Raw genomic sequence first — 25,333 nt, 5'->3', positions numbered from 1 at the left:
ACCTGTTTTGGCTATTTTGTAAACAGATATTGACTATACTTACGCCATTAAGGTAAAAAACAGCGTTTCATTCATCAGATGGATCAGGCACAATGCCCGGCCATCGGGTTTTCTACCTTTTTGATCTTTTCGCGGGTAGTTAACGCCGGTGATCCTGGTTAACAAAAGCGGTGCAATATGCAAGTTTTTATCATGCGTCACGGCGACGCGGCACTCGATGCTGCCAGTGACTCTGTTCGTCCTTTGACGACCTGTGGTTGTGACGAATCCCGTCAAATGGCGACCTGGCTCAAAGGCCAAAAAGTGGATATCGATCGTGTGCTGGTGAGTCCGTTCCTGCGGGCCGAACAGACGCTGGATGTGGTAGGGGAGTGTATGAACCTGCCGAAGAGCGTCGATGTTCTCCCTGAGCTTACTCCCTGCGGGGATGTGGTTCTCGTCAGCGCGTATCTTCAGGCGCTGTGCAATGAAGGTGTCTCTTCCGCACTGGTGATTTCCCATCTGCCGCTGGTCGGCTACCTGGTGTCTGAACTGTGCCCTGGCGAAACGCCTCCGATGTTCACCACCTCCGCAATTGCCAACGTCACCCTCGACGATGCGGGCAAAGGGGTATTCAACTGGCAAATGAGTCCTTGCAACCTGAAGATGGCAAAAGCTATCTGACGTGACGAATGATCTGGCGGGTAGCCTGTGCCACCCGCCTGCCTGTCAGGGCAGCTCCGGTGGCTGCCACTCTTCTACTTCAATCAACACCAGCAGCGCGGCATCTCCGCCGTACTCTTTTGGCGCCTGATGAAAAGCCATCACATGTGGATGCTGAGCCAGCCACAACGGCGTTTGCTGTTTGAGAATATGCTTTCCATGGCCGTGCATCACACAGGTGCAGAATACGTGCTCGCGACGACACGCGGCAATGAGCGCGCCCAGCTCCTGTTTCGCCTGCATTTGCGTCAGGCCATGCAGATCGAGAAACAGCTCCGGCGAATAATCTCCGCGACGTAACTTTTTCAGCTCAAAATGGCTGACATCTTCCCGCACATATTTCACTGCCCCCTGCGTGTTCAGCAGCGGCTGAAATTCGTCTGAAAAATAGTGGCTGTTATCCGCCTGTTCCTGCAGCAGACGTTTGACCGGCACTTCAGTCACTTTTTTGCGGATCGGGCGGTGGACAATGGTGTCCTGGGGGATTTTGCGCGTCCCGCTCATGAGCTGGCGAAAGAGCGTCTGATCCTCCTCGCTAAGCGGCATTTTCTTTTTCATTAGTCCGTCTCATCTCTTATTTCCCTTAGTTTACCTGAGGGAGGCGCAAGCAAAACGCATTTTTTCACCTCTCCCACGCCGTCCCGATGCTGATTTATCGCCGTCTTCATGGCAAACTAGCCGCCGAAAATTATGCAAGCATGCCCTGGAGAGAATAATGGATAAAATATTTGTCGATGAAGCAGTAAACGAACTGCATACCATTCAGGACATGTTGCGTTGGTCCGTCAGTCGTTTTAGCGCCGCCAACATCTGGTACGGCCACGGAACGGACAACCCGTGGGATGAGGCGGTTCAGCTGGTGCTGCCATCCCTGTATCTGCCGCTGGATATCCCTGAAGATATGCGCACCGCGCGTCTGACCTCCAGCGAAAAACACCGTATCGTTGAGCGCGTGATTCGCCGCGTCAACGAGCGTATCCCGGTCGCCTATCTCACCAATAAAGCCTGGTTCTGCGGTCACGAATTTTACGTTGATGAACGTGTGCTGGTGCCGCGCTCACCGATTGGCGAACTGATCAACAACCACTTTGCGGGCCTGATCGACCACCAACCGCAGCACATTCTGGATATGTGTACGGGCAGCGGCTGTATCGCGATTGCCTGCGCGTATGCCTTCCCGGAAGCGGAAGTGGATGCTGTTGATATCTCCGCCGACGCGCTGGCCGTTACCGAACACAACATCGAAGAGCACGGTTTGATTCACCACGTGACGCCGATCCGCTCCGACCTGTTCCGCGACCTGCCAAAACTGCAATACGATCTGATTGTCACCAATCCGCCTTACGTGGATGCAGAAGACATGTCCGATCTGCCGAACGAATATCGCCACGAGCCGGAACTCGGTCTGGCCTCCGGTTCTGACGGCCTGAAATTGACGCGCCGTATCCTGGCTTGCGCGCCGGATTATCTGACTGACGACGGCATTCTGATTTGTGAAGTCGGTAACAGCATGGTACATCTGATGGAGCAGTACCCGGACGTGCCATTCACCTGGCTTGAATTCGACAACGGTGGTGAAGGCGTCTTCATGCTGACCAAAGCGCAGCTCATCGCCGCGCGCGAACACTTCAGCATTTACAAAGATTAATCCAACGGGCTTCGGCCCGTTTCACATTGCTCAAACACAGAACAACGACAACGGAGCCGTGATGGCAGGAAACAGTATTGGACAATTATTCCGTGTAACGACTTTCGGCGAATCACACGGTCTGGCGCTGGGTTGCATCGTCGACGGCGTGCCCCCTGGTATCGAACTGACCGAAGCGGATTTACAGCACGATCTCGATCGCCGCCGTCCGGGTACCTCGCGCTACACCACGCAGCGTCGCGAGCCGGACCAGGTCAAAATTCTCTCCGGTGTCTTTGAAGGCCGCACTACCGGCACCAGCATTGGTCTGTTGATTGAAAATACCGATCAGCGCTCGCAGGACTACGGCGCCATCAAAGATGTTTTCCGCCCCGGTCATGCCGATTACACCTACGAACAAAAATACGGTTTTCGCGACTATCGCGGCGGCGGACGCTCATCGGCGCGTGAAACAGCCATGCGCGTGGCGGCGGGCGCTATCGCTAAAAAATATCTGGCGCAAAAATTTGGCATCGTGATTCGCGGCTGCCTGACCCAGATGGGCGACATTCCGCTGGCGATCAAAGACTGGGATCTGGTTGAACAGAACCCGTTCTTCTGCGCGGATGCCGACAAAATTGACGCACTGGACGAACTGATGCGCGGCCTGAAAAAAGAGGGCGACTCCATCGGCGCGAAAGTGACCGTCGTGGCTGACGGCGTTCCGCCCGGCCTGGGCGAGCCGGTCTTCGATCGTCTGGATGCAGATATCGCCCACGCGATGATGAGCATCAATGCGGTGAAAGGCGTGGAAATTGGCGATGGTTTTGACGTGGTGGCGCTGCGCGGCAGCCAGAACCGCGATGAAATCACGAAAGACGGTTTCCAGAGCAATCATGCGGGCGGCATTCTGGGCGGCATCAGCAGTGGTCAGCAGATTGTGGCCAACATCGCACTGAAACCGACCTCCAGCATTACCGTACCGGGGCGCACCATTAACCGCTTCGGCGAAGAAGTTGAGATGATCACCAAAGGGCGTCACGATCCTTGTGTCGGTATCCGTGCGGTGCCGATCGCGGAAGCGATGCTGGCGATTGTGCTAATGGATCATTTCCTGCGCCAGCGCGCGCAGAATGCGGACGTGACGACCACCATTCCACGCTGGTAAACATGAAAAAAACCGCTATTGCTCTGTTGGCTCTGCTTGTCAGCGGAGCCAGTCTGGCAGCCACGCCGTGGCAAAAAATCACCCAACCGATCGCGGGCAGCGCCCAGTCGATCGGCGCGTTTGCTAACGGCTGCATCGTTGGCGCGCAGGATCTGCCGCTGCAATCCGACACCTATCAGGTGATGCGCACCGACCAGCGTCGCTACTTTGGTCATCCGGATCTGGTGCTGTTTATCCAGCGTCTGGGCAATCAGGTGCATAACCTGGGGCTGGGGACGATGCTGATCGGTGATATGGGGATGCCAGCGGGCGGTCGCTTCAATGGCGGACACGCCAGCCATCAGTCGGGTCTGGATGTGGATATTTTCCTGCAACTGCCGATAATCCGCTGGAGTTCGGCTCAGCTGCTTAAACCCCAGGCGCTGGATCTCGTCGCCCGTGACGGCAAAAGCGTGGTGCCGTCTCTGTGGTCATCAGACGTCTCCAGCATGATTAAGCTGGCGGCAAAAGATAACGATGTGACGCGCATCTTCGTCAATCCGGCGATCAAGCAACAGCTCTGTCTGGACGCCGGAACGGATCGTGACTGGCTGCGTAAAGTGCGCCCGTGGTTCCAGCATCGCGCGCATATGCACGTGCGTCTGCGCTGCCCGGCCAACAGCCTCGAATGTGAAGATCAGCCGTTACCGCCGCCGGGAGATGGCTGCGGGGCAGAACTCCAGAGCTGGTTTGAGCCAGCAAAACCTGGAACCACCAAGCCTGAGAAGAAGACACCGCCTCCGTTGCCGCCTTCCTGCCAGGCGCTACTGGATGAGCATGTACTTTAATGGATAATTTCGTCGATCTGTTTATGGTGTCACCGCTGCTGCTGGCGGTGCTGTTTTTTGTTGCGATGCTGGCGGGATTTATCGATGCGCTGGCGGGGGGAGGCGGCCTGCTGACTGTGCCAGCGCTGCTGGCGGCGGGCATGAGCCCTGCCCAGGCGCTGGCGACCAATAAGCTGCAGGCCTGCGGCGGCTCGCTCTCTGCCTCCATCTACTTTATTCGCCGTAAAGTGGTCAGTCTTACCGACCAAAAGCTCAATATTCTGATGACCTTTATCGGCTCCACCAGCGGCGCGCTGCTGGTGCAGCACGTGCAATCAGATATTTTGCGCCAGATTTTGCCGATCCTCGTGATCTGCATTGGTCTCTACTTTTTGCTGATGCCAAAATTAGGGGAAGAGGATCGTCAGCGCCGTCTGCACGGTCTGCCGTTTGCCCTGATTGCAGGCGGCTGCGTCGGTTTTTACGATGGCTTCTTCGGGCCGGGTGCCGGTTCTTTTTATGCCCTGGCGTTTGTGACGCTGGCCGGTTTTAACCTCGCCAAATCCACCGCCCACGCAAAAGTGCTCAACGCCACCTCAAACCTGGGCGGTCTGCTGCTGTTTATCATTGGCGGGAAAGTGATTTGGGCGACCGGCTTCGTGATGATGGTCGGGCAGTTTTTAGGCGCGCGCGTCGGCTCGCGTCTGGTATTGAGCAAAGGGCAAAAACTGATTCGTCCGATGATCGTGATTGTGTCGGCGCTGATGAGTGCCAAACTTCTTTATGACAGCCACGGACAGGAGATCCTCCACTGGTTGGGGATGAACTAATGAACAGTACGCATAAATATGAGCAGCTGATTGAGATTTTCGACGGCTGTTTTGCGGATGATTTTAATACCCGTCTGATTAAAGGCGACGACGAACCGATCTATCTTCCTGCTGATGCAGATGTGCCGTACAACCGGATCGTGTTTGCCCACGGGTTTTATGCCAGCGGTCTGCACGAGATTTCCCACTGGTGTATTGCCGGGAAGGCGCGCCGCGAGCTGGTCGATTTCGGTTACTGGTACTGCCCGGACGGACGAGATGCCACGACGCAAGGGCAGTTTGAAGATGTGGAAGTCAAACCGCAGGCCTTCGACTGGCTATTTTGCGTGGCGGCAGGTTTTCCGTTCAACGTCAGCTGCGACAATCTCGAAGGCGATTGCGAGCCGGATCGTATTACCTTCCAGCGCCGCGTTCACGCGCAGGTGATGGAATATCTTGAGAAAGGCATCCCGGAGCGACCGGCGCGTTTTATCAAGGCACTACAGAATTATTACCACACGCCGGCAATAACGGCGGAATGCTTCCCGTGGCCGGAAGATCTCAACTGAGGAAAAAAGATGATCGCAGAATTTGAATCACGCATCCTGGCGTTAATTGATGACATGGTGGAACACGCCAGTGACGATGAACTGTTTGCCAGCGGTTATCTGCGTGGTCACCTGACGCTTGCTGTTGCCGAGCTGGAAGCGGGCGACGATCACTCACCTGAAGCGGTCCACGCTGAAGTGAGCCGTGGTCTTGAAAAAGCTATTCAGGCGGGCGAGCTTTCTCCACGCGACCAGTCACTGGTGCTGGGGATGTGGGACAATCTGTTCCAGCAGGCTAATCTGAAGTAGTAGCTTTTTGCCCGGTAGCGCTGCGCTTACCGGGCCTCCAAACCTTATCCTACCTTTTTACCCTTGAGTAATTTGCGCACCCACAGCCGATTTGGGTTCAATCCTGCAAGCGTAACACCGTCCATCGGGATCGGCTCATCGCTCATCTGCGACGCCAGAATTTCAGCGGCTAGCGGCGCGGTACACAATCCCCGCGACCCGAGCGCACCGAGCATAAACAAGTTTGGATAGACGGGAGAACGCACGGCATTCTCTTTGGACTCTGCCAGATCCTGATAGGCCGCAAGCGTCGCGTCGTAGTCCGGCACATTGCCGATCATCGGCAGGTGATCGCGGGTGGCACATCGCACGCCGCAGCGCGCGTCGCTGCCGCTTACGTCCACCTCTTTCGCCCATTCAGCCTCCGGGAAGCAGTCGATCAAGCGCTGGCGGTTTTGCTGCTGATCCGCTTCGCTATAGCAAATGTCCGCTTCGCCGCGATGATAGCTGGCTCCGATGCAGTGATGACCGTTGGTCGGGTTTTGCGGCGTCAGATAGCCGTCGTAGCACAAGACCTGACGGAGCTTGCCGAGCTGAGCTGTCGTGGGAATATGGCTCACCTGGCCGCCAACCGGATAGATCGGCAGATTTTCTGTTTGCGGGAAATCGCTGATGCGATGGCCGTTGGTCAGCACCACTCCGGCGTGTCGGGCCTGTGCACCATGGGCAAAATGCAGCTGCCAGTCGCCGTCGATGCGATCCAGCGATTCAAGCTGATGTTCATAATGCACGGTCAGCCCTTGCGACTGGGCCAGCGCAATGACCGCTGCCGTGAGCTGCGCCGGGCAGAGCCAGCCGCCTTGCGGATAGTGAATGCCACCGCAGCCCGTCTCCAGGCCACTTAACGCCTGCACCTGCCCGGCGTCCACGGCTTCCGCGATGTGCGCCGGTAATTCCAGACTCAGCATCTGGTCGATCTTACGCTGGCTTTTTTCGTCCCAGCCGAGCTGTGTGACGCCGCACCACGCATGGTCAAAGGTGACAGGCAGGCTGTCGTAAAGACGCCGGGCAAAGGTAAAGGCGGCCGGGAAAAACTGGCTAAGTGCCGGATCGTGGGCGGTCAGCAGAGGATACAGCGCTCCCTGGCGATTGCCGGAGGCACCCGTGGCGGGGGCGGTATCAGCGCAGTACAACGTCACCTGCCAGCCGCGCTGGAGCAGGGCGAGTGACAGCAGTGCGCTGGCGATACCACCGCCAATAATCGCCGTTTCACGTTTTTTCGCACCGCTTCGGGCAAACCAGGGAGAGCGCTCAGGCAGGGGATTATCCTGCTCCATCACCCCTGTCAGCATCTCTCGCTTGCGGCCAAATCCTTTGGTTTTGTGCATGGTGAAACCGGCGCCCTGCAAACCACGGCGCACGAACCCGGCGGAGGTGAAGGTGGCGAGCGTAGCGCCAGGACGCGCCAGACGCGCCATCGCCGCGAACAGATGCGGGCTCCACATGTCCGGGTTTTTCGCGGGAGCAAAGCCATCCAAAAACCAGGCGTCGACTTTCTGATTCAGAGAATCGTCAAGTTTGTCCGTCAGGTCGTTGATATCCCCGAGCCACAAATCCAGCGTGACTTGACCACCGTCTAACACTAAACGATGACAGCCGCCGATCGGCTGTGGCCACTGGGCTTGCAGCTGCTCGGCCCAGATGCGAAGTTCCGGCCAGTGCTGATGGGCCAGGGTCAGGTCGCGGGCGGTGAGGGGGAATTTCTCGAAACTGATGAAATGTAATCTTTGTAGCGTAGCGTCAGGGTGCGCCGCACGGAACTGAACAAACGCCTGCCAGAGGGTGAGGAAGTTTAATCCGGTGCCAAAACCGCTCTCCGCCACCACAAACTGGCTGCGCGGATGGACAGGGAAACGCTCGTTGAGCTGGTTTCCGTCGAGGAAAACATAACGGGTTTCTTCCAGTCCGTTATCATTAGAGAAGTAGACATCGTCGAAATCTCGGGAAACAGGTGTACCCTCAGCGTTGAACTCAAGGTTGGCGGGTTGTATGGCGTTTTGTTTCACGTAAGTTACTCGTCTGACAGGCAGTGGCAGGATCTTAGCGATGTGTGTTCGATGGTGCAAATTTCCACAGAAATTGGCTGATCGGACTTGTTCAGCGTACAAGTGTACGCTATTGTGCGACTCGAAACTTAATATAGTATGACTTACAGAGGTATTGAATGAAACGTGCAGTGATTACTGGCCTGGGCATCGTTTCCAGCATCGGTAACAACCAGCAGGAAGTCCTGGAATCTCTGCGTGAAGGACGCTCGGGGATCACTTTCTCTCAAGAATTCAAAGATTCTGGTATGCGTAGCCACGTGTGGGGTAACGTCAAACTGGACACCACCGGTCTGATTGACCGCAAAGTGGTCCGTTTCATGAACGATGCCTCTATCTACGCTTACCTCTCAATGCAGCAGGCTGTAGAAGATGCTGGATTGAAAGAAGACGTTTATCAGAACAACCCACGCGTGGGCCTGATCGCAGGTTCCGGTGGTTCTTCTAAATCTCAGGTGTTCGGCGCAGACGCAATGCGTAGCCCGCGCGGCCTGAAAGCGGTCGGTCCTTACGTTGTGACCAAAGCGATGGCGTCAGCGGTGTCCGCGTGCCTCGCGACCCCCTTCAAAATCCACGGTGTGAACTACTCCATCAGCTCCGCATGTGCGACCTCCGCACACTGTATCGGCAGCGCGGTTGAGCAGATCCAGTTGGGTAAACAAGACATCGTATTTGCTGGCGGCGGCGAAGAGCTGTGCTGGGAAATGGCGTGTGAATTCGACGCGATGGGCGCACTGTCCACCAAATACAACGAAACGCCAGAAAAAGCGTCCCGTACCTATGATGCCAACCGTGACGGTTTCATCATCGCAGGCGGCGGCGGTATGGTTGTGGTTGAAGAGCTGGAACACGCGCTGGCACGTGGCGCGCACATCTACGCTGAAGTTGTGGGCTACGGTGCGACTTCCGATGGCGCAGACATGGTTGCTCCATCAGGCGAAGGCGCAGTGCGCTGCATGAAGCTGGCGATGAACGGCGTTGATACCCCAATCGACTACCTGAACTCCCACGGTACCTCGACTCCGGTCGGCGACGTGAAAGAGCTGGGTGCTATCCGTGAAGTCTTCGGCGACAACAGCCCGGCGATCTCCGCGACGAAAGCGATGACCGGTCACTCTCTGGGCGCCGCTGGCGTGCAGGAAGCTATCTACTCTCTGCTGATGCTGGAACACGGCTTTATCGCCCCAAGCATTAACGTTGAAGAGCTGGACGAGCAGGCTGCTGGCCTGAACATCGTGACCAAGCCGACTGAGCAGGCGCTGACGACGGTGATGTCCAACAGCTTCGGCTTCGGCGGCACCAACGCCACGCTGGTAATGCGTAAGCTGAAAGCGTAAGTTTTCCGCTGATGAAAAAAAGGAGCCTGATGGCTCCTTTTTTATGCGTTGACAATTGATTGACTGAAAAGGCAAACTTCGGCTTCAACATTATCACTTTGATAATGCGTAAGCGTTTAACGTCAACCAACGCACCTTAATCCTGATCCTCAGGTAGAGGGGGCGTGGCATTTCCCCGCCTTACTCTTCATTTTCGGAGTAATGCATGACCGCAGTAACCCAAACAGAAAAAACCTCTTCAGCGAATGTCTCGCTGTTTCGCATCGCCTTCGCGGTATTTCTTACCTATATGACCGTCGGCCTGCCGCTGCCGGTAATCCCCTTGTTTGTGCACCAGGAGCTGGGCTACGGCAATACCCTGGTGGGCGTCGCCGTAGGGATTCAATTTCTGGCGACCGTGTTAACCCGTGGCTATGCCGGACGCCTGGCCGATCAGCATGGCGCAAAGCGTTCCGCGTTACAGGGCATGTTCGCCTGCGGGCTGGCGGGTGGGGCATGGCTGCTGGCCGCGCTGCTGCCGGTGGATGCCATCTATAAATTCGCACTGCTGATTGTCGGGCGCTTAATTCTCGGTTTTGGCGAAAGCCAGCTGCTGACCGGGACGCTCACTTGGGGAATGGGGCTGGTCGGGCCGACGCGTTCCGGGAAAGTGATGTCCTGGAACGGGATGGCGATCTACGGCGCACTGGCCGCAGGCGCACCGCTGGGGCTGCTGATCCACAGCCATTTCGGTTTCGCCGCGCTGGCAGGGACGACCATGGTGCTGCCGCTGGTGGCGTGGGCCTTTAACGGCACGGTGCGTAAAGTGCCAGCTCACAAAGGCGATCGCCCATCACTGTGGAGCGTGGTCGGTCAAATCTGGAAGCCGGGCCTCGGTCTGGCGCTGCAGGGCGTTGGATTTGCCGTGATTGGCACCTTTGTCTCGCTCTACTTCATGAGCCGGGGCTGGGCAATGGCCGGTTTCACCTTAACCGCATTCGGTGGGGCCTTCGTGCTGATGCGCGTGCTGTTCGGCTGGATGCCGGACCGTTTTGGCGGCGTAAAAGTGGCGGTGGTTTCGCTAATGATTGAGACTCTTGGCCTGCTGCTGTTGTGGCAAGCACCGGTGGCGTGGATTGCGTTGCTGGGCGCGGCGTTAACCGGCTGCGGCTGCTCGCTGATCTTCCCGGCGCTGGGCGTGGAGGTGGTGAAACGCGTGGCACCGCAGGTTCGTGGAACTGCACTTGGCGGCTATGCGGCATTCCAGGATATCTCGTACGGTATCACCGGCCCGCTGGCAGGGGTACTGGCGACGTCGTTCGGCTATCCGTCGGTGTTTCTGGCAGGGGCCGTCTCGGCAGTGGTGGGGATAGTGGTAACGGTTATCGCATTCCGGAAGCAGTAAGCGGCATTGTCGGCTAGCGTTTCGCTTACCCGACCTGCAAAATCCATAATTTAGCAGGTCGGGTGGCGGATACTTCGCCTCAGGCAACCAGCCAGAACAATGCCAGCGCTACCATCAGCGCGATAAACATCAGGCCGGGGCGGGCAGACATCGATTTTATAGTGTCCACCACCGGGGCGAACAGCGGGCTGTAGATCGGCTGAATATTGCGCGCTTCGGGCACACCGCCGTCACGTTCGGCGCGGCGGATAAAGATCTGGTTCAGTAAATCCTGAATCTGGGCCGGGGTCAGCACCGTCTGCGGCGTTACCTGCCAGTTCTGCTGCGCGTAGTCACGCACCGCTTCAAATTCTCGTGGTTCCAGCGGCTGTTTAAGCGCCGCCTGCAGGGTATGCAGCGTGGGCGCGCTTTGGGTACTCAACGTCTGACGCGCCTGAAGCCAGGTCACCAGATGGGTAAACTGTTTCGCCGGGATCAGCTCACCGGCTTTTACGCCGGAAAGTTCCAGCATGGATTGCCAGATAAGCTTGTTTGACTCGCCCGTGGCAGCAGCCAGCCGGGTGACCATCTGCTTGAGAGTATTGTGCTCAGCAGGCTGCAGAGGGCGCTCCGTCGCCGGGCGTTGCTGCGGCTGCGGAATAGAGAGCTGATTGCTCTGTAACAGCGTGAGCACCGTTTTCAGCTGGTCCGGTGTGAGCTGGCTCAGGGCCGTCTGACCAAACTGCTGGCGGATAAAATCACTCACCGCCTGACGATTATTCCCCTGGCCTAACAGTTCGGTGAGCTGTGACACCATCTGGCGGGTGGTGTGATTCTGCTGCGCGGTATTCAGGCGCAGATTCAGGTTTTGCTCGGCGGCAGGGAAGTGGCGCGATAACAGCGGCGTGTCGTTTTTCAGCCCCAAATCATGTTTCACTCCCGCCCACACCTCCGCGTTCTGTTGCGACGTAAGCGCAACCAGGCGGGTGATCAGTCGCTCCAGCACCGTGCGCTGCTGCGTCGATAACGGCTGTTCGCCGATGGCGGAAGGTGTTACTGGGCCTTCACCGGGAGGGCGCGGCGGCGTACCTGAAATGGGCTGCATCGTCAAAATCCTTAAAGTCATTACTCACCGTAAACCAGGCAAAGCGTTCGGGTATGCCTGGCGGCGAGATTATGGCACACTTGGCCGGTTAACTTCCTCTCAAACAGGTACTCTGTCGTGAAAATCCTCGTTGATGAAAATATGCCTTACGCCCGTGAGCTGTTTAGCCGCCTGGGCGACGTTAAGGCCGTTCCCGGTCGTCCCATTCCCCTTGAAGAACTCACCGATGCGGACGCCCTGATGGTGCGCTCGGTCACCAAAGTGAATGAGGCGCTGCTGTCGGGTAAAAACGTCAAATTTGTAGGGACAGCGACGGCGGGAACCGATCACGTGGACGATGCCTGGCTGGCACAGGCCGGTATCGGATTCTCGGCCGCGCCGGGCTGTAACGCTATCGCCGTGGTGGAATACGTTTTCTCTTCACTGTTGATGCTGGGCGAGCGTGACGGCTTTGCGCTGAAAGATCGCACGGTGGGTATTGTTGGCGTCGGTAACGTCGGCGGGCGGTTGCAAAAACGTCTGGAAGCCCTCGGTATCCGCACCTTGCTGTGCGATCCCCCACGCGCCGATCGCGGTGATGAAGGCGACTTCCACGCGCTGGATGAACTGGTCGAGCAGGCGGATGTGATCACCTTCCATACGCCGCTGTTTAAAGACGGACCGTACAAATCCCTGCATCTGGCCGATGAGGCGTTAATTCGCCGCCTGAAGCCTGGCACTATTCTGATAAATGCCTGCCGTGGCCCGGTGGTGGATAACACCGCGCTGCTGCAATGTCTGGAAGAGGGGCAGGAGCTGAACGTGGTGCTGGATGTCTGGGAGCCGGAGCCGGATCTCAACGTGGCGCTGCTGAATCGCGTGGATGTCGCTACCGCACACATCGCGGGCTATACGCTTGAAGGCAAAGCGCGCGGTACGACGCAGGTATTTGAAGCCTATAGCGCTTTTATCGGCCAGGCGCAGCAGGTGGCGCTGGATACACTGCTACCTGCGCCGGAATTTGGCCGCATTACGCTGCACGGTCCGCTTGATGAGTCTTCGCTAAAAAGGCTGGTGCATTTAGTGTATGATGTGCGCCGCGATGACGCGCTGCTGCGAAAAGTGGCCGGCATTCCGGGTGAATTCGACCGGCTTCGCAAGAATTATCTTGAGCGCCGTGAGTGGTCCTCCCTGTATGTCATCTGTGACGACGCCGATGCGGCGGCGTTGCTGAATAAACTGGGTTTTACTGCCACGCATAACCCGGCGCGTTAATGTTTTCCTCATGCTCTCTGCCGGATAATCTGGCAGGGACGCTGTTTCATTTCTGGAGTAAACCACCATGTCTGAAGGCTGGAATATTGCCGTACTGGGTGCCACTGGCGCTGTGGGCGAAGCCCTGCTCGAAACACTTGCGGAGCGTCAGTTCCCGGTGGGAGAAATCTATGCTCTTGCGCGCGCCGAAAGCGCGGGCACCTCTCTGCGCTACGAAGGTAAAACCGTTCGCGCGCAGGACGTAGCAGAATTTGACTGGACGCAGGTGCAACTGGCGTTCTTTGCGGCAGGCGTTGAAGCCTCGGCGACTTACGCTGAAGAAGCGGCGAACGCCGGTTGTCTTGTGATCGACCTGAGCGGTCTGTTTGCCCTCGAGCCTGACGTGCCGCTGGTGGTGCCGGACGTGAACCCGTTCGTGCTGGCCGACTACCGCAACCGCAACATTATTGCTGTCCCTGACAGCCTGACCAGCCAGCTGCTGACGGCACTGAAACCGCTGATCGATGACGGTGGTCTGTCGCGCATTAGCGTAACCAGTCTGCTTTCTGTTTCCGCGCAGGGCAAAAAAGCGGTCGACGCGCTGGCAGGGCAGAGCGCGAAACTGCTGAACGGTATCCCGGTGGATGATGACGACTTCTTCGGTCGCCAGTTGGCTTTCAACCTGATGCCAATGCTTGCCGATCGTGAAGGCAGCGTGCGCGAAGAGCGTCGTATTGTCGACGAAACGCGCAAAATTTTGCAGGACGACGGCCTGATGATCTCTGCCAGCTGTGTGCGTTCCCCGGTCTTCTACGGCCACGCGCAGATGGTGAGCTTTGAGGCTCTGCGCCCGCTGGCGGCGGAAGAGGCACGCTATGCGTTTGAGCGCGGCGAAGATATCTCCCTCAGCGAAGAGACAGAGTTCCCAACCCAGGTGGGCGATGCGACGGGTAACGCGCGTCTCTCCATCGGTTGCGTGCGTAACGATTACGGGATGCCTGAACAGGTGCAGTTCTGGTCTGTGGCGGACAACGTCCGTTTCGGCGGCGCGCTGATGGCGGTTAAAATCGCTGAGAAGCTGGTGCAGGAGTATCTGTAAGGATGTCTGAAGTGGAGCAAAAGTCAGTCCATAGAATTGCCCTCGGAATAGAATACGACGGCAGTAAATATTATGGCTGGCAGCGTCAGAATGAAGTGCGCAGTGTTCAGGAAAAGCTGGAAAAAGCGCTCTCTCAGGTGGCGAACGAACCGATCAACGTGCTGTGTGCCGGTCGTACCGATGCGGGCGTTCACGGCACGGGTCAGGTGGTGCATTTCGAAACCACTGCGGTGCGTAAAGACGCGGCCTGGACGCTCGGCGTAAATGCGAATTTGCCTGGTGACATCGCGGTGCGTTGGGTCAAAGATGTGCCCGATGATTTTCACGCGCGCTTTAGTGCCACGGCGCGTCGCTACCGTTACATCATCTACAACCAGCGTCTGCGTCCGGCGGTGTTAAGCCAGGGCGTGACCCATTTTTATGAGCCGCTGGATGCAGAGCGTATGCACCGTGCCGCGCAGCAGTTGCTCGGCGAAAATGACTTTACCTCGTTTCGTGCGGTTCAGTGCCAGTCGCGCACCCCGTGGCGAAACGTGATGCACATTAACGTCAGTCGTTATGGCGCGTATGTGGTGGTGGACATCAAAGCAAATGCCTTTGTACATCATATGGTGCGGAATATCGTTGGCAGCCTGATGGAAGTAGGCGCCGGACACCAGCCGGAGAGCTGGATTGCAGAACTGCTGGCAGCGAAGGACAGAACGCTTGCGGCAGCAACGGCGAAAGCGGAAGGGCTGTATCTGGTCTCGGTGGATTATCCGGATCGGTTTGACCTTCCAAAACCGCCAATGGGCCCGCTGTTTTTAGCGGACTAACGCAGTTGCAATTAAGGCTTAGACAATATGGACTTAATACGATTTCTCATTGATTTCATCCTGCATATCGATGTTCATCTGGCGGAGCTGGTCGCGCAGTACGGCGTCTGGGTGTATGCCATTCTGTTTCTGATTTTGTTCTGTGAAACCGGCCTGGTCGTCACGCCGTTTTTGCCGGGCGATTCGCTGCTGTTTGTCGCGGGCGCGCTCTCTGCGCTGCCGACCAACGATCTCAACGTTCACCTGATGGTGGTGCTGATGATTATTGCGGCTATCGTCGGCGATGCGGTGAACTACACTATTGGGCGGGTATTCGGTGAACGGCTTTTCAGTAATCCGAACTCGAAGATTTTCCGTCGCAGCTATTTAGATAAAACGCACGCGTTCTACGAACGTCATGGTGGCAAAACCATCATTCTGGCGCGTTTTGTGCCGATCGTCCGCACCTTTGCACCGTTTGTGGCAGGTATGGGGCATATGTCCTATCGTCATTTCGCGGCGTATAACGTGATTGGCGCGCTGCTGTGGGTGCTGCTGTTTACCTACGCGGGCTACCTGTTTGGCGATCTGCCTATTGTGCAGGAAAATCTTAAGTTACTGATTGTTGCCATTATTGTGCTCTCAGTCTTGCCGGGTGTGATCGAAATTATTCGTCACAAACGCGCGGCGGCTAAGCAAGCGAAATAAAGACGCATTTGCGGTTCGACCACTTTTTTATCCAAAGTTTCGGGCTGTTATGTTTTAATGTGCAACATTCATGGTCTGTTTGCGGCAAAAATGGCATTATGCGCCGCTTACAGCAAAACTGGCATACGACCAGGTTCAGGCAGAAAGGTTATCAATGAGCTGGATTGAACGAATTAAAAGCAACATAGCCCCAACCCGTAAGGCGAGTATTCCTGAAGGGGTGTGGACCAAGTGTGACAGCTGCGGCCAGGTCCTGTACCGCGCTGAGCTGGAACGCAATCTTGAGGTTTGCCCGAAGTGTGACCACCACATGCGTATGTCGGCGCGTAATCGCCTGCATAGCGTGCTGGACGAAGGTTCGCTTGTGGAACTGGGTAGCGAACTTGAGCCAAAAGATGTGCTGAAGTTCCGTGACTCCAAAAAATACAAAGATCGACTGGCTTCTGCTCAGAAAGAGACCGGCGAGAAAGACGCGCTGGTGGTGATGAAAGGCACTCTGCACGAGATGCCGGTTGTCGCTGTGGCCTTTGAGTTCTCCTTTATGGGCGGCTCAATGGGTTCTGTCGTCGGCGCGCGTTTCATCCGTGCCGTTGAACAGGCGCTGGAAGACAACTGCCCGCTGATCTGCTTCTCCGCCTCCGGTGGTGCACGTATGCAGGAAGCGCTGATGTCCCTGATGCAGATGGCGAAAACCTCTGCGGCTCTGGGCAAAATGCAGGAGCGCGGTCTGCCGTATATCTCCGTGCTGACCGACCCAACCATGGGTGGCGTCTCTGCGAGCTTTGCGATGCTGGGCGATCTGAACATCGCTGAACCGAAAGCGCTGATCGGCTTTGCCGGCCCACGCGTTATCGAACAGACCGTTCGTGAAAAACTGCCGCCGGGCTTCCAGCGCAGTGAGTTCCTTATTGAAAAAGGCGCTATCGACATGATCGTTCGCCGTCCGGAAATGCGCCTGAAACTGGCGAGCATCCTGGCGAAGCTGATGAATCTGCCGTCGCCAAGCCCGGACGAGCCGCGTGAAGGCGTGGTTGTGCCGGATCAGGAACCCGAAGCCTGATAACTCAAAAAGGGCAGGGCCAGACGGCGCTGCCCTTTTCACTTATTTGATACACAAGCCAGCAGAGCAGTATCAGGGCGTCGCCAACGCAGAGACCGCTTAAAGGCCGAAGTGTATACATAAATGAAAGTGCGTATCATGGAAAAAAATACTCTTCCCCAAGCCACGTCACCCCTGGTCACGTGGCTTTCTTATCTGGAAAATCTGCACAGTAAAACCATCGATATGGGCCTCGATCGCGTGAGCGAGGTGGGGGCGCGTCTTGATGTCCTCAAGCCCGCGCCCTTCGTGTTCACCGTAGCGGGAACGAACGGCAAAGGCACTACCTGCCGCACGCTGGAGTCCATGCTGATGGCCGCCGGTTACAAGGTGGGTGTTTACAGTTCACCGCATCTGGTCCGCTACACCGAACGCGTGCGTGTGCAGAATAGCGAACTACCGGAATCCGCCCACACAGCCTCTTTTGCGCAAATCGAAGCGGCGCGCGGCGAGATTTCGCTCTCCTATTTTGAGTACGGCACGCTGTCCGCCCTGTGGCTGTTTAAGCAGGCGCAGCTGGATGTGGTGATCCTCGAAGTCGGTTTAGGTGGACGCTTAGATGCGACTAACATGGTTGATGCCGATGTCGCGGTGGTGACCAGTATCGCGCTCGACCATACGGACTGGCTGGGGCCGGACCGCGAGAGCATTGGCCGCGAAAAAGCGGGTGTTTTCCGCGCCAACAAACCTGCCGTAGTCGGTGAACCGGATATGCCGCACACAATCGCCGACGTGGCGAAGGAGAAGGGCGCACAGCTGATGCGTCGTGGCGTTGACTGGCAATATGACGTGACGGGCGACAGCTGGCGTTTTCGCGACGCGCAGGGCGAGCTGGACAATCTGCCGCTGCCGCAGGTGCCGCAACCGAACGCGGCGACCGCACTGGCGGCTATCCGCGCCAGTGGTCTGGCGGTGAGCGAACAGGCGATACGAGACGGCATTCAGAACGCGCTTTTGCCGGGGCGTTTTCAGATTGTCAGCGAATCACCGCGTTTGATTCTGGATGTGGCGCATAACCCCCATGCAGCGGCCTATCTTGCTGAGCGCCTCAAATCCCTGCCAAAAACCGGGCGCGTACTTGCGGTTATCGGTATGCTTCATGATAAAGATATTGCGGGCACGCTGGCCTGCATGGAGACTGTGGTCGATTGCTGGTATTGTGCTCCCCTGGAAGGGCCTCGAGGCGCGTCGGCTGAGCAGCTGATGGAACATCTCGCGAAGGGCGAAGCTTATGAAAACGTGGCGCTGGCATGGCGCGCCGCGATGGCGGATGCTAAACCTGAAGATACCGTGCTGGTGTGTGGATCATTCCACACGGTGGCACATGTCATGGAAGTAATGGAGGCGGGGAGAACCGGTGGCAAGTAAGTTTCAGAACCGTTTAACAGGAACCATTGTGCTGGTTGCGCTGGGAGTGATTCTCCTCCCGGGACTGCTCGACGGGCAGAAAAAACATTATCAGGATGAGTTTGCGGCGATCCCGCTGGTGCCAAAACCCGGCGATCGCGACGAGCCAGACATGCTGCCTGCGGCCACGCAGGCGCTGCCTGCTCAGCCTCCTGAAGGGGCGGCGGAAGAGGTGCGCGCCGGTGATGCGGCGGCGCCGTCGCTCGATCCTTCTCGTCTGGTGGCGAGTAACGCCGGTGAGCTGGACCCGGTTCCAGAACCCGTTGCACAACCAAAGCCTGCCGTGAAACCGGCAGAAAAACCGCAGCCGAAACCGCAGCGCGATAAAGCCAGCGAGCAGATCGCCGCCGCGACGGAAGCGCCACCGGAAAAACCGGTTCAGGAAGAGAAGCCTGCGCCAACCGGTAAAGCGTATGTGGTGCAGCTTGGTGCGCTAAAAAATGCCGATAAAGTCAATGAAGTGGTCGGTAAACTCCGCGGTGCCGGATATCGGGTTTACACTTCACCTTCCACCCCGGTGCAGGGTAAAATTACCCGCATTCTGGTGGGGCCGGATGCGTCGAAAGATAAGCTGAAAGGCTCGCTCGGCGAGCTGAAGCAGATTTCCGGGCTGAGCGGTGTGGTGATGAGTTATAGCGCGAACTGATGTGCGCGCATACCCCTCGTCCCACCGGGTGAGGGGATTGCTCCATACGGTCTTGAGGGCCGGGATGAGAGGCGGGAATTCGTCCAAAGAGGCGCAATAACCCAGCGGCGTTGAACATTTTTTCAGCGCCTTTTTTATTTACGCGCGGGAAGGAAATCCCTACGCAAACGTTTTCTTTTTCTGTTAGAATTCGCCCCGAACTGGATGACAGGGCGTTTAATCGTGGGACACATATGGTCTGGATTGATTACGCCATCATTGCGGTGATAGGTTTTTCCTGTCTGGTTAGCCTGATCCGTGGCTTTGTTCGTGAAGCGTTATCGCTGGTGACATGGGGTTGTGCTTTCTTTGTTGCCAGTCATTACTACACTTACCTGTCTGTCTGGTTCACGGGCTTTGAAGATGAACTGGTCCGAAATGGAATCGCCATCGCGGTGCTGTTTATCGCGACGCTAATCGTCGGCGCTATCGTGAACTACGTGATAGGTCAGCTGGTCGAGAAAACCGGTCTGTCAGGAACGGACAGGGTGCTGGGGATCTGTTTTGGTGCGCTGCGAGGCGCGCTGATCGTGGCTGCGATACTGTTCTTCCTTGATACCTTTACCGGGTTTTCAAAAAGCGAAGACTGGAGCAAGTCCCAGCTGATTCCACAGTTCAGCTTCATCATCAGATGGTTCTTTGACTATCTGCAAAGCTCGTCGAGTTTCTTGCCCAAAGTGTAAAACGCTTTGAGATGTGGCTTAACGAGGAAAAGACGAATGTGCGGTATTGTCGGTATCGCCGGTTTCATGCCGGTAAACCAGTCTATTTATGACGCGTTGTCGGTGCTTCAGCACCGTGGCCAGGATGCAGCAGGCATCATCACCATTGATGCCAACAACTGTTTCCGTTTACGCAAAGCGAATGGCCTGGTCAACGATGTATTTGAAGCCCGCCATATGCAGCGCCTGCAAGGCAATATGGGGATTGGCCACGTTCGTTATCCTACTGCTGGCAGTTCCAGCGCCTCTGAAGCACAGCCTTTCTACGTCAACTCACCGTATGGCATCACGCTTGCCCACAATGGCAACCTGACCAACGCGCATGAGCTGCGTAAAAAGCTGTTCGAAGAGAAGCGTCGCCACATTAACACCACCTCTGATTCTGAAATCCTGCTCAATATCTTTGCCAGCGAGCTGGATAACTTCCGCCATTATCCGCTGGAAGCAGACAACATTTTTGCCGCCATTGCCGCGACTAACCGCCAGATCCGTGGTGCGTATGCTTGCGTGGCGATGATTATCGGCCACGGTATGGTGGCATTCCGCGACCCTAACGGCATCCGTCCGCTGGTGCTGGGTAAGCGTGATTTGGGTGATGGCCGTACCGAGTATATGGTCGCCTCCGAGAGCGTGGCGCTAGATACCCTGGGCTTTGAGTTCCTGCGCGATGTCGCCCCGGGCGAAGCCGTCTACATCACCGAGAAAGGTCAGCTGTTTACCCGTCAGTGTGCGGAAAACCCGGTCAGCAATCCGTGCCTGTTCGAATATGTTTACTTTGCACGCCCGGACTCGTTCATCGACAAAATTTCCGTGTACAGCGCGCGCGTGAATATGGGTACCAAACTCGGTGAGAAGATCGCCCGCGAGTGGGACGATCTGGATATCGACGTGGTGATCCCGATTCCGGAAACCTCCTGCGATATCGCACTGGAGATGGCCCGTATTCTGGGTAAACCGTACCGTCAGGGCTTTGTGAAAAACCGCTACGTTGGCCGCACCTTTATCATGCCTGGTCAGCAGCTGCGTCGTAAGTCCGTGCGTCGTAAGCTCAACGCTAACCGCGCTGAGTTCCGCGATAAGAACGTGTTGCTGGTGGATGACTCCATCGTACGTGGCACCACCTCCGAGCAGATTATCGAGATGGCGCGTGAAGCGGGTGCCAAGAAAGTTTATCTGGCCTCTGCTGCGCCGGAAATTCGTTTCCCGAACGTCTACGGTATCGATATGCCGACCGCCAACGAGCTGATCGCCCACGGTCGTGAAGTGGACGAGATTCGCCAGATCATCGGCGCTGACGGCCTGATTTTCCAGGATCTCAGCGATCTGATTGACGCAGTACGCGCTGAAAACCCGGACATTCAGCAGTTCGAGTGCTCCGTGTTCAATGGCATCTATGTGACCAAAGACGTCGATCAGCAGTATCTCGACTACCTTGACTCGCTGCGTAACGACGATGCCAAAGCCGTACAGATGCAAAACGATCTCGAAAGCTTAGAGATGCACAACGAAGGCTAACGCCCCGGCAAGTGAGGGCGGATGCCCTCACTTGCAACTCCCCGCAAAATCCTGCAAAGTCTGCCCTGAAGCAAGAAAGGGCGAAATCATGAAACAACTCATTGTAGGGATCTCCGGTGCCAGTGGTGCCATTTACGGCGTACGTCTGCTCCAGGTGCTGCGCGACGTGGCGGATGTCCAGACTCATCTGGTGATGAGCCAGGCGGCGCGTCAGACCCTTTCCCTCGAAACCGATTTTTCTCTGCGCGATGTTCAGGCTCTGGCCGACGTGGTGCACGATGCCCGCGATATCGCCGCCAGCATCTCCTCTGGCTCGTTTAAAACTGCCGGCATGGTTATCCTGCCCTGTTCCATTAAAACCCTCTCAGGCATCGTCAACAGCTATACAGACACTCTCGTGACCCGTGCGGCCGACGTGGTGCTGAAAGAGCGCCGCACGCTGGTGCTGTGCGTGCGCGAAACGCCGCTGCATCTCGGCCATTTGCGTCTGATGACGCAGGCGGCGGAGCTGGGCGCTGTCATTATGCCGCCGGTTCCGGCGTTCTATCATCGCCCGCAAACCCTCGACGACGTCATTAACCAGACCGTAAACCGCGTACTGGATCAGTTTGATATCGACCTGCCGGAAGATCTGTTCGCGCGCTGGCAGGGCGCATAACCCGTTGCCCTGTTTGGGTGCATGATAAGCCTGGTTGCCCCTTCTCGGGGCAATTATGCAACCGCGATCATATCCTCGACATTTAATTCCTTTTTTCCCTTTTTCCCCCTCCGGTTCGTTTGGCAGACCTGCTATCTTCACTATTAAGGCAATATCGCAACGTTTTATTAACATATTTAACGTCGATTTTTTGACCAGTCGGCAATATGGCATAAGACCTGCAAGAGAACGCCTGCTATCCAACACACAACACAAACCATAATAAAATCACGACACTTGAGGGTAAATGTATGAAGAAGACGGTTCTGGCTCTGTCTCTGCTGGTGGGATTAAGTGCGGCAGCGAGCAGCTATGCAGCACTTCCTCAGACAGTGCGCATCGGTACAGACGCCACTTACGCGCCATTCTCGTCCAAGGATGCGAAAGGCGACTTTGTCGGCTTTGATATCGATTTGGGTAATGAAATGTGCAAGCGCATGCAGGTGAAATGCACATGGGTGGGCAGCGATTTTGATGCGTTAATCCCGTCGCTGAAAGCCAAGAAAATCGATGCCATTATCTCCTCGCTCTCCATTACCGAAAAACGTCAGCAGGAAATCGCCTTCTCTGACAAGCTCTACGCGGCAGATTCCCGTCTGATCGCGGCGAAAGGCTCCCCGATTCAGCCGACCATCGAGTCGCTGAAAGGCAAACACGTGGGTGTGCTGCAAGGCTCCACTCAGGAAGGGTTTGCTAATGCTGACTGGCGCGAAAAAGGCGTCGATGTGGTTGCCTATCAGAACCAGGATCTGATCTACTCTGACCTCGCAGCAGGGCGTCTGGATGCCGCATTCCAGGACGAAGTGGCCGCCAGCGAAGGCTTCCTGAAACAACCCGCAGGTAAAGAGTTCGCCTTTGCCGGCCCGTCGGTGAAAGACAAAAAATACTTCGGCGATGGCACCGGGATTGGCTTACGTAAAGACGACAAAGAGCTGAAAGCGGCATTCGACAAAGCCTTTGCCGAACTGCGCAAAGACGGCACCTACGACAAGCTGGCGAAGAAATACTTCGACTTCAACGTCTACGGGGATTAATCGTCACTGACGGGGCACTGCGCTTTGCATGATCCAAAATGGTGCAAAAGACGCACCATTTTGGGTCGCTGAGTGCATAGTTAAGCATTTATGATGCAAAAATTTCCATCTGGCGGGCTTTATACTTTGCCTTGCCAGGGGGATTAATGGCACATTAATGGCACTCCCCCGTTGTAAAATCCCGTAAGAAGACAGTCTGTTGAGGATAAACATGAAAAAACTGGTGTTGTCGCTTTCTCTGGTGCTGGCGTTTTCCAGCGCTACCGCAGCTTTTGCCGCCATTCCGCAAAAAATCCGTATCGGTACCGATCCGACTTATGCCCCGTTCGAATCGAAGAATTCGAAAGGTGAACTGATCGGTTTTGACATCGATATCGCCAATGAGCTGTGCAAACGCATCAAAACCCAATGCACCTACGTTGAGAACCCACTGGATGCGCTGATCCCGTCGCTGAAAGCGAAGAAAATCGACGTGATTATGTCCTCACTCTCCATCACCGAAAAACGTCAGCAGGAGATTGCCTTCACCGACAAACTCTATGCGGCGGATTCCCGTCTGGTGGTCGCGAAGTCTTCTGACATTCAGCCAACGCTTGAGTCACTGAAAGGCAAACGCGTGGGCGTGCTTCAGGGCACCACCCAGGAAACCTACGGCAATGAGCACTGGGCGCCGAAAGGCATTGAGATCGTCTCCTACCAGGGCCAGGAAAATATCTACGCTGACCTGACTGCTGGCCGTATCGACGCGGCGTTCCAGGACGAAGTGGCCGCCAGCGAAGGTTTCCTGAAGCAGCCTGTAGGGAAAGATTACAAGTTCGGCGGTCCGTCCATTAAGGACGAGAAACTCTTTGGCGTCGGCACCGGCATGGGCCTGCGTAAAGAGGACAACGAACTGCGCGAAGCACTGAACAAAGCCTTTGCCGAAATGCGCGCAGACGGCACTTACGAAAAACTGGCGAAGAAATACTTCGACTTTGATGTCTACGGCGGCTAATCGCCCCGTTAAATAACGTGCGGCCCCTCCCGCGTTCCGGGAGGGGAAAAGACACGGTGTGACCACTCACGACAGGGCAGGCCTTATGCTGTACGGATTTTCTGGCGTTATTTTACAAGGCGCGCTTGTCACCCTCGAACTGGCCATCAGTTCAGTGGTGCTGGCGGTGCTGATAGGCCTGGCGGGTGCGGGAGCGAAACTCTCAAGTAATCGGGTACTGGCGTTAATATTTGAAGGCTACACCACGCTGATTCGCGGTGTGCCCGATCTGGTCCTGATGCTGCTCATTTTCTATGGTCTGCAGATTGCGCTCAACGGCGTGACGGATGCCGTGGGAATGTCGCAGATTGATATCGACCCGATGGTGGCCGGTATTATCACCCTTGGCTTTATTTACGGCGCCTATTTCACGGAAACCTTCCGCGGCGCATACATGGCCGTACCAAAAGGCCATATCGAGGCGGCCACCGCCTTCGGTTTTACCTCCTCACAAATTTTCCGTCGGATTATGTTTCCGGCCATGATGCGCTTTGCTTTACCGGGCATCGGTAACAACTGGCAGGTGATCCTCAAAGCGACGGCGCTGGTTTCCCTCCTCGGTCTGGAAGATGTGGTGAAAGCCACGCAGCTTGCGGGTAAGAGCACCTGGGAACCCTTCTATTTTGCCGTCGTGTGCGGCGTGATTTATCTGGTGTTTACTACCGTCTCCAATGGTGTGCTGCTTCTTCTCGAACGTCGCTACTCCGTGGGTGTGAAGAGGGCTGACCTGTGATTGAGATTATTCAGGAATACTGGAAATCGCTGCTGTGGACCGATGGCTACCGCTTTACCGGCGTGGCGATTACCCTGTGGCTGCTGATTTCGTCTGTGGTGATGGGCGGGATTCTGGCAGTGTTTTTATCCATTGGCCGCGTATCGGAAAACAAATACATTCGCTTCCCGATTTGGCTGTTTACCTATATTTTTCGCGGCACGCCGCTGTACGTCCAGCTGCTGGTCTTTTACTCCGGCATGTACACGCTGGAAATAGTCAAAGGCACAGAAATGCTGAACGCGTTCTTTCGCAGCGGCCTGAACTGTACCGTGCTGGCGCTGACGCTAAATACCTGCGCGTACACCACAGAAATCTTCGCCGGTGCCATTCGTTCTGTGCCTTACGGTGAGATTGAAGCGGCGCGCGCCTATGGTTTCTCATCGGTGAAGCTCTATCGCTGCATTATTATGCCTTCCGCACTGCGTATCGCACTGCCGGCGTACAGCAACGAAGTGATCCTGATGCTTCACTCCACCGCGCTGGCGTTTACCGCGACAGTGCCGGATTTGCTGAAAATCGCGCGTGATATTAACTCGGCGACTTACCAGCCCTTTACCGCCTTCGGCATCGCCGCGGTGCTGTATTTGATTATTTCGTACGTCCTGATTAGCCTGTTCCGCAAGGCAGAAAAACGCTGGTTGCAGCACATGAAACCTACTTCGACGCACTGAGAA

General features: G+C 56.2%; 26 protein-coding genes. 23 read left to right on the top strand and 3 right to left on the bottom strand.

Translation table 11 applies throughout. The features are described from left to right. The first annotated feature begins 177 nt into the window (after positions 1-177). Positions 178-663, top strand: coding sequence for a phosphohistidine phosphatase SixA (gene sixA / locus ABIE11_RS07215; protein WP_429184203.1), 486 nt, complete (start codon positions 178-180; stop codon positions 661-663). A 45-nt stretch (positions 664-708) separates the two neighbouring features. On the opposite strand, the gene smrB is transcribed toward sixA, so the two are convergent. Further along, positions 709-1,260: an endonuclease SmrB gene (gene smrB, locus ABIE11_RS07210; RefSeq protein WP_429184202.1), complete on the bottom strand. Its 552-nt coding sequence runs from the start codon at positions 1,258-1,260 to the stop codon at positions 709-711. Between the two features lie 157 nt (positions 1,261-1,417). Between smrB and prmB the strand changes: the two genes are divergently transcribed. The 6 genes from prmB (at position 1,418) to ABIE11_RS07180 (ending at position 5,969) form a co-directional block, all read left to right on the top strand. Then, positions 1,418-2,350: a 50S ribosomal protein L3 N(5)-glutamine methyltransferase gene (gene prmB / locus ABIE11_RS07205; RefSeq protein ID WP_102104928.1), complete on the top strand. Its 933-nt coding sequence runs from the start codon at positions 1,418-1,420 to the stop codon at positions 2,348-2,350. A 61-nt stretch (positions 2,351-2,411) separates the two neighbouring features. Continuing rightward, on the top strand, positions 2,412-3,497 hold the full coding sequence (gene aroC / locus ABIE11_RS07200; RefSeq protein ID WP_248858833.1) for a chorismate synthase: 1,086 nt from the start codon (positions 2,412-2,414) through the stop codon (positions 3,495-3,497). Between the two features lie 2 nt (positions 3,498-3,499). Then, positions 3,500-4,324 carry a penicillin-insensitive murein endopeptidase gene (gene mepA, locus ABIE11_RS07195; protein ID WP_429184201.1) on the top strand — a complete coding sequence of 275 codons (825 nt, stop codon included), beginning with the start codon at positions 3,500-3,502 and terminating at the stop codon, positions 4,322-4,324. Next, positions 4,324-5,133 carry a sulfite exporter TauE/SafE family protein gene (locus ABIE11_RS07190; protein WP_429184200.1) on the top strand — a complete coding sequence of 270 codons (810 nt, stop codon included), beginning with the start codon at positions 4,324-4,326 and terminating at the stop codon, positions 5,131-5,133. The genes mepA and ABIE11_RS07190 overlap by 1 nt, the downstream gene beginning before the upstream one ends. Continuing rightward, a complete protein-coding gene (locus tag ABIE11_RS07185; RefSeq protein ID WP_248858831.1) occupies positions 5,133-5,681 on the top strand; it encodes an elongation factor P hydroxylase in 549 nt (182 codons plus the stop codon). Before ABIE11_RS07190 ends, ABIE11_RS07185 begins: the two co-directional genes overlap by 1 nt. 9 nt (positions 5,682-5,690) lie before the next feature. Beyond that, positions 5,691-5,969 (top strand): YfcL family protein, encoded by a 279-nt coding sequence (locus tag ABIE11_RS07180; RefSeq protein ID WP_100779413.1) that lies wholly within the window; start codon positions 5,691-5,693, stop codon positions 5,967-5,969. Positions 5,970-6,013: 44 nt separating this feature from the next. Here the strand turns inward: ABIE11_RS07180 and mnmC are convergent, their stop codons facing one another. Beyond that, positions 6,014-8,014 (bottom strand): bifunctional tRNA (5-methylaminomethyl-2-thiouridine)(34)-methyltransferase MnmD/FAD-dependent 5-carboxymethylaminomethyl-2-thiouridine(34) oxidoreductase MnmC, encoded by a 2,001-nt coding sequence (gene mnmC, locus ABIE11_RS07175; RefSeq protein WP_429184199.1) that lies wholly within the window; start codon positions 8,012-8,014, stop codon positions 6,014-6,016. 158 nt (positions 8,015-8,172) lie between these two features. On the opposite strand from mnmC, the gene fabB reads away from it, so the two are divergent. Both fabB and ABIE11_RS07165 read left to right on the top strand, forming a co-directional pair. Beyond that, positions 8,173-9,390, top strand: a complete 1,218-nt coding sequence (gene fabB, locus ABIE11_RS07170; protein WP_100779415.1) for a beta-ketoacyl-ACP synthase I — start codon at positions 8,173-8,175, stop codon at positions 9,388-9,390. Positions 9,391-9,595: 205 nt separating this feature from the next. Further along, positions 9,596-10,774, top strand: a complete 1,179-nt coding sequence (locus ABIE11_RS07165; RefSeq protein WP_107703173.1) for an MFS transporter — start codon at positions 9,596-9,598, stop codon at positions 10,772-10,774. 79 nt (positions 10,775-10,853) lie between these two features. Here ABIE11_RS07165 and flk read toward each other — a convergent pair whose 3' ends face one another. Further along, the gene (gene flk / locus ABIE11_RS07160; RefSeq protein WP_429184198.1) at positions 10,854-11,858 is read right to left on the bottom strand and encodes a flagella biosynthesis regulator Flk; all 1,005 of its coding nucleotides are present in this window, start codon (positions 11,856-11,858) and stop codon (positions 10,854-10,856) included. Between the two features lie 117 nt (positions 11,859-11,975). Here flk and pdxB point away from each other — a divergent pair, with 117 nt between their 5' ends. The 14 genes from pdxB (at position 11,976) to ABIE11_RS07090 (ending at position 25,330) form a co-directional block, all read left to right on the top strand. Then, positions 11,976-13,112 (top strand): 4-phosphoerythronate dehydrogenase PdxB, encoded by a 1,137-nt coding sequence (gene pdxB / locus ABIE11_RS07155; protein WP_429184197.1) that lies wholly within the window; start codon positions 11,976-11,978, stop codon positions 13,110-13,112. A 67-nt stretch (positions 13,113-13,179) separates the two neighbouring features. Then, positions 13,180-14,190: an aspartate-semialdehyde dehydrogenase gene (locus tag ABIE11_RS07150; protein ID WP_129035532.1), complete on the top strand. Its 1,011-nt coding sequence runs from the start codon at positions 13,180-13,182 to the stop codon at positions 14,188-14,190. 2 nt (positions 14,191-14,192) lie between these two features. After that, the gene (truA, locus tag ABIE11_RS07145) at positions 14,193-15,005 is read left to right on the top strand and encodes a tRNA pseudouridine(38-40) synthase TruA (protein ID WP_102104919.1); all 813 of its coding nucleotides are present in this window, start codon (positions 14,193-14,195) and stop codon (positions 15,003-15,005) included. A 27-nt stretch (positions 15,006-15,032) separates the two neighbouring features. Continuing rightward, on the top strand, positions 15,033-15,692 hold the full coding sequence (locus ABIE11_RS07140) for a DedA family protein (RefSeq protein ID WP_107703177.1): 660 nt from the start codon (positions 15,033-15,035) through the stop codon (positions 15,690-15,692). A gap of 154 nt (positions 15,693-15,846) precedes the next feature. After that, positions 15,847-16,752 (top strand): acetyl-CoA carboxylase, carboxyltransferase subunit beta, encoded by a 906-nt coding sequence (gene accD, locus ABIE11_RS07135; RefSeq protein WP_100779422.1) that lies wholly within the window; start codon positions 15,847-15,849, stop codon positions 16,750-16,752. Between the two features lie 138 nt (positions 16,753-16,890). Continuing rightward, positions 16,891-18,159, top strand: coding sequence for a bifunctional tetrahydrofolate synthase/dihydrofolate synthase (folC, locus tag ABIE11_RS07130; protein ID WP_107704243.1), 1,269 nt, complete (start codon positions 16,891-16,893; stop codon positions 18,157-18,159). Further along, positions 18,149-18,844 (top strand): cell division protein DedD, encoded by a 696-nt coding sequence (gene dedD / locus ABIE11_RS07125; RefSeq protein WP_100779423.1) that lies wholly within the window; start codon positions 18,149-18,151, stop codon positions 18,842-18,844. The genes folC and dedD overlap by 11 nt, the downstream gene beginning before the upstream one ends. Before the next feature lie 233 nt (positions 18,845-19,077). Continuing rightward, on the top strand, positions 19,078-19,566 hold the full coding sequence (cvpA, locus tag ABIE11_RS07120; RefSeq protein ID WP_100779424.1) for a colicin V production protein: 489 nt from the start codon (positions 19,078-19,080) through the stop codon (positions 19,564-19,566). 36 nt (positions 19,567-19,602) lie between these two features. Continuing rightward, the gene (gene purF, locus ABIE11_RS07115; protein ID WP_100779425.1) at positions 19,603-21,120 is read left to right on the top strand and encodes an amidophosphoribosyltransferase; all 1,518 of its coding nucleotides are present in this window, start codon (positions 19,603-19,605) and stop codon (positions 21,118-21,120) included. A gap of 88 nt (positions 21,121-21,208) precedes the next feature. Continuing rightward, entirely contained in the window at positions 21,209-21,778 is a 570-nt protein-coding gene (locus ABIE11_RS07110; RefSeq protein ID WP_102104915.1) for a UbiX family flavin prenyltransferase, read from the top strand. Positions 21,779-22,068: 290 nt separating this feature from the next. Then, positions 22,069-22,851 (top strand): lysine/arginine/ornithine ABC transporter substrate-binding protein ArgT, encoded by a 783-nt coding sequence (argT, locus tag ABIE11_RS07105; protein ID WP_095282776.1) that lies wholly within the window; start codon positions 22,069-22,071, stop codon positions 22,849-22,851. A gap of 211 nt (positions 22,852-23,062) precedes the next feature. Further along, complete coding sequence (hisJ, locus tag ABIE11_RS07100; protein WP_231276622.1) at positions 23,063-23,845, top strand: histidine ABC transporter substrate-binding protein HisJ; 783 nt, start codon at positions 23,063-23,065, stop codon at positions 23,843-23,845. An 85-nt stretch (positions 23,846-23,930) separates the two neighbouring features. Next, on the top strand, positions 23,931-24,617 hold the full coding sequence (locus ABIE11_RS07095; RefSeq protein WP_102104913.1) for a histidine ABC transporter permease HisQ: 687 nt from the start codon (positions 23,931-23,933) through the stop codon (positions 24,615-24,617). Continuing rightward, entirely contained in the window at positions 24,614-25,330 is a 717-nt protein-coding gene (locus ABIE11_RS07090; protein ID WP_100779429.1) for an ABC transporter permease, read from the top strand. Before ABIE11_RS07095 ends, ABIE11_RS07090 begins: the two co-directional genes overlap by 4 nt. Positions 25,331-25,333 lie beyond the last annotated feature (3 nt).

The organism is Lelliottia sp. 489 (assembly GCF_050435885.1).
GTDB lineage: Bacteria > Pseudomonadota > Gammaproteobacteria > Enterobacterales > Enterobacteriaceae > Enterobacter > Enterobacter nimipressuralis.
This window is presented reverse-complemented; position numbering and strand designations above follow the sequence as displayed.

What these genes read in the sequence shown, in the direction of transcription:
- sixA (WP_429184203.1), top strand. Translation starts at nt 178, where the DNA reads ATGCAAGTTTTTATCATGCGTCACGGCGACGCGGCACTCGATGCTGCC.
- smrB (WP_429184202.1), bottom strand. Translation starts at nt 1,260, where the DNA reads ATGAAAAAGAAAATGCCGCTTAGCGAGGAGGATCAGACGCTCTTTCGC.
- prmB (WP_102104928.1), top strand. Translation starts at nt 1,418, where the DNA reads ATGGATAAAATATTTGTCGATGAAGCAGTAAACGAACTGCATACCATT.
- aroC (WP_248858833.1), top strand. Translation starts at nt 2,412, where the DNA reads ATGGCAGGAAACAGTATTGGACAATTATTCCGTGTAACGACTTTCGGC.
- mepA (WP_429184201.1), top strand. Translation starts at nt 3,500, where the DNA reads ATGAAAAAAACCGCTATTGCTCTGTTGGCTCTGCTTGTCAGCGGAGCC.
- ABIE11_RS07190 (WP_429184200.1), top strand. Translation starts at nt 4,324, where the DNA reads ATGGATAATTTCGTCGATCTGTTTATGGTGTCACCGCTGCTGCTGGCG.
- ABIE11_RS07185 (WP_248858831.1), top strand. Translation starts at nt 5,133, where the DNA reads ATGAACAGTACGCATAAATATGAGCAGCTGATTGAGATTTTCGACGGC.
- ABIE11_RS07180 (WP_100779413.1), top strand. Translation starts at nt 5,691, where the DNA reads ATGATCGCAGAATTTGAATCACGCATCCTGGCGTTAATTGATGACATG.
- fabB (WP_100779415.1), top strand. Translation starts at nt 8,173, where the DNA reads ATGAAACGTGCAGTGATTACTGGCCTGGGCATCGTTTCCAGCATCGGT.
- ABIE11_RS07165 (WP_107703173.1), top strand. Translation starts at nt 9,596, where the DNA reads ATGACCGCAGTAACCCAAACAGAAAAAACCTCTTCAGCGAATGTCTCG.
- flk (WP_429184198.1), bottom strand. Translation starts at nt 11,858, where the DNA reads ATGCAGCCCATTTCAGGTACGCCGCCGCGCCCTCCCGGTGAAGGCCCA.
- ABIE11_RS07150 (WP_129035532.1), top strand. Translation starts at nt 13,180, where the DNA reads ATGTCTGAAGGCTGGAATATTGCCGTACTGGGTGCCACTGGCGCTGTG.
- truA (WP_102104919.1), top strand. Translation starts at nt 14,193, where the DNA reads ATGTCTGAAGTGGAGCAAAAGTCAGTCCATAGAATTGCCCTCGGAATA.
- ABIE11_RS07140 (WP_107703177.1), top strand. Translation starts at nt 15,033, where the DNA reads ATGGACTTAATACGATTTCTCATTGATTTCATCCTGCATATCGATGTT.
- accD (WP_100779422.1), top strand. Translation starts at nt 15,847, where the DNA reads ATGAGCTGGATTGAACGAATTAAAAGCAACATAGCCCCAACCCGTAAG.
- folC (WP_107704243.1), top strand. Translation starts at nt 16,891, where the DNA reads ATGGAAAAAAATACTCTTCCCCAAGCCACGTCACCCCTGGTCACGTGG.
- cvpA (WP_100779424.1), top strand. Translation starts at nt 19,078, where the DNA reads ATGGTCTGGATTGATTACGCCATCATTGCGGTGATAGGTTTTTCCTGT.
- purF (WP_100779425.1), top strand. Translation starts at nt 19,603, where the DNA reads ATGTGCGGTATTGTCGGTATCGCCGGTTTCATGCCGGTAAACCAGTCT.
- ABIE11_RS07110 (WP_102104915.1), top strand. Translation starts at nt 21,209, where the DNA reads ATGAAACAACTCATTGTAGGGATCTCCGGTGCCAGTGGTGCCATTTAC.
- argT (WP_095282776.1), top strand. Translation starts at nt 22,069, where the DNA reads ATGAAGAAGACGGTTCTGGCTCTGTCTCTGCTGGTGGGATTAAGTGCG.
- hisJ (WP_231276622.1), top strand. Translation starts at nt 23,063, where the DNA reads ATGAAAAAACTGGTGTTGTCGCTTTCTCTGGTGCTGGCGTTTTCCAGC.
- ABIE11_RS07095 (WP_102104913.1), top strand. Translation starts at nt 23,931, where the DNA reads ATGCTGTACGGATTTTCTGGCGTTATTTTACAAGGCGCGCTTGTCACC.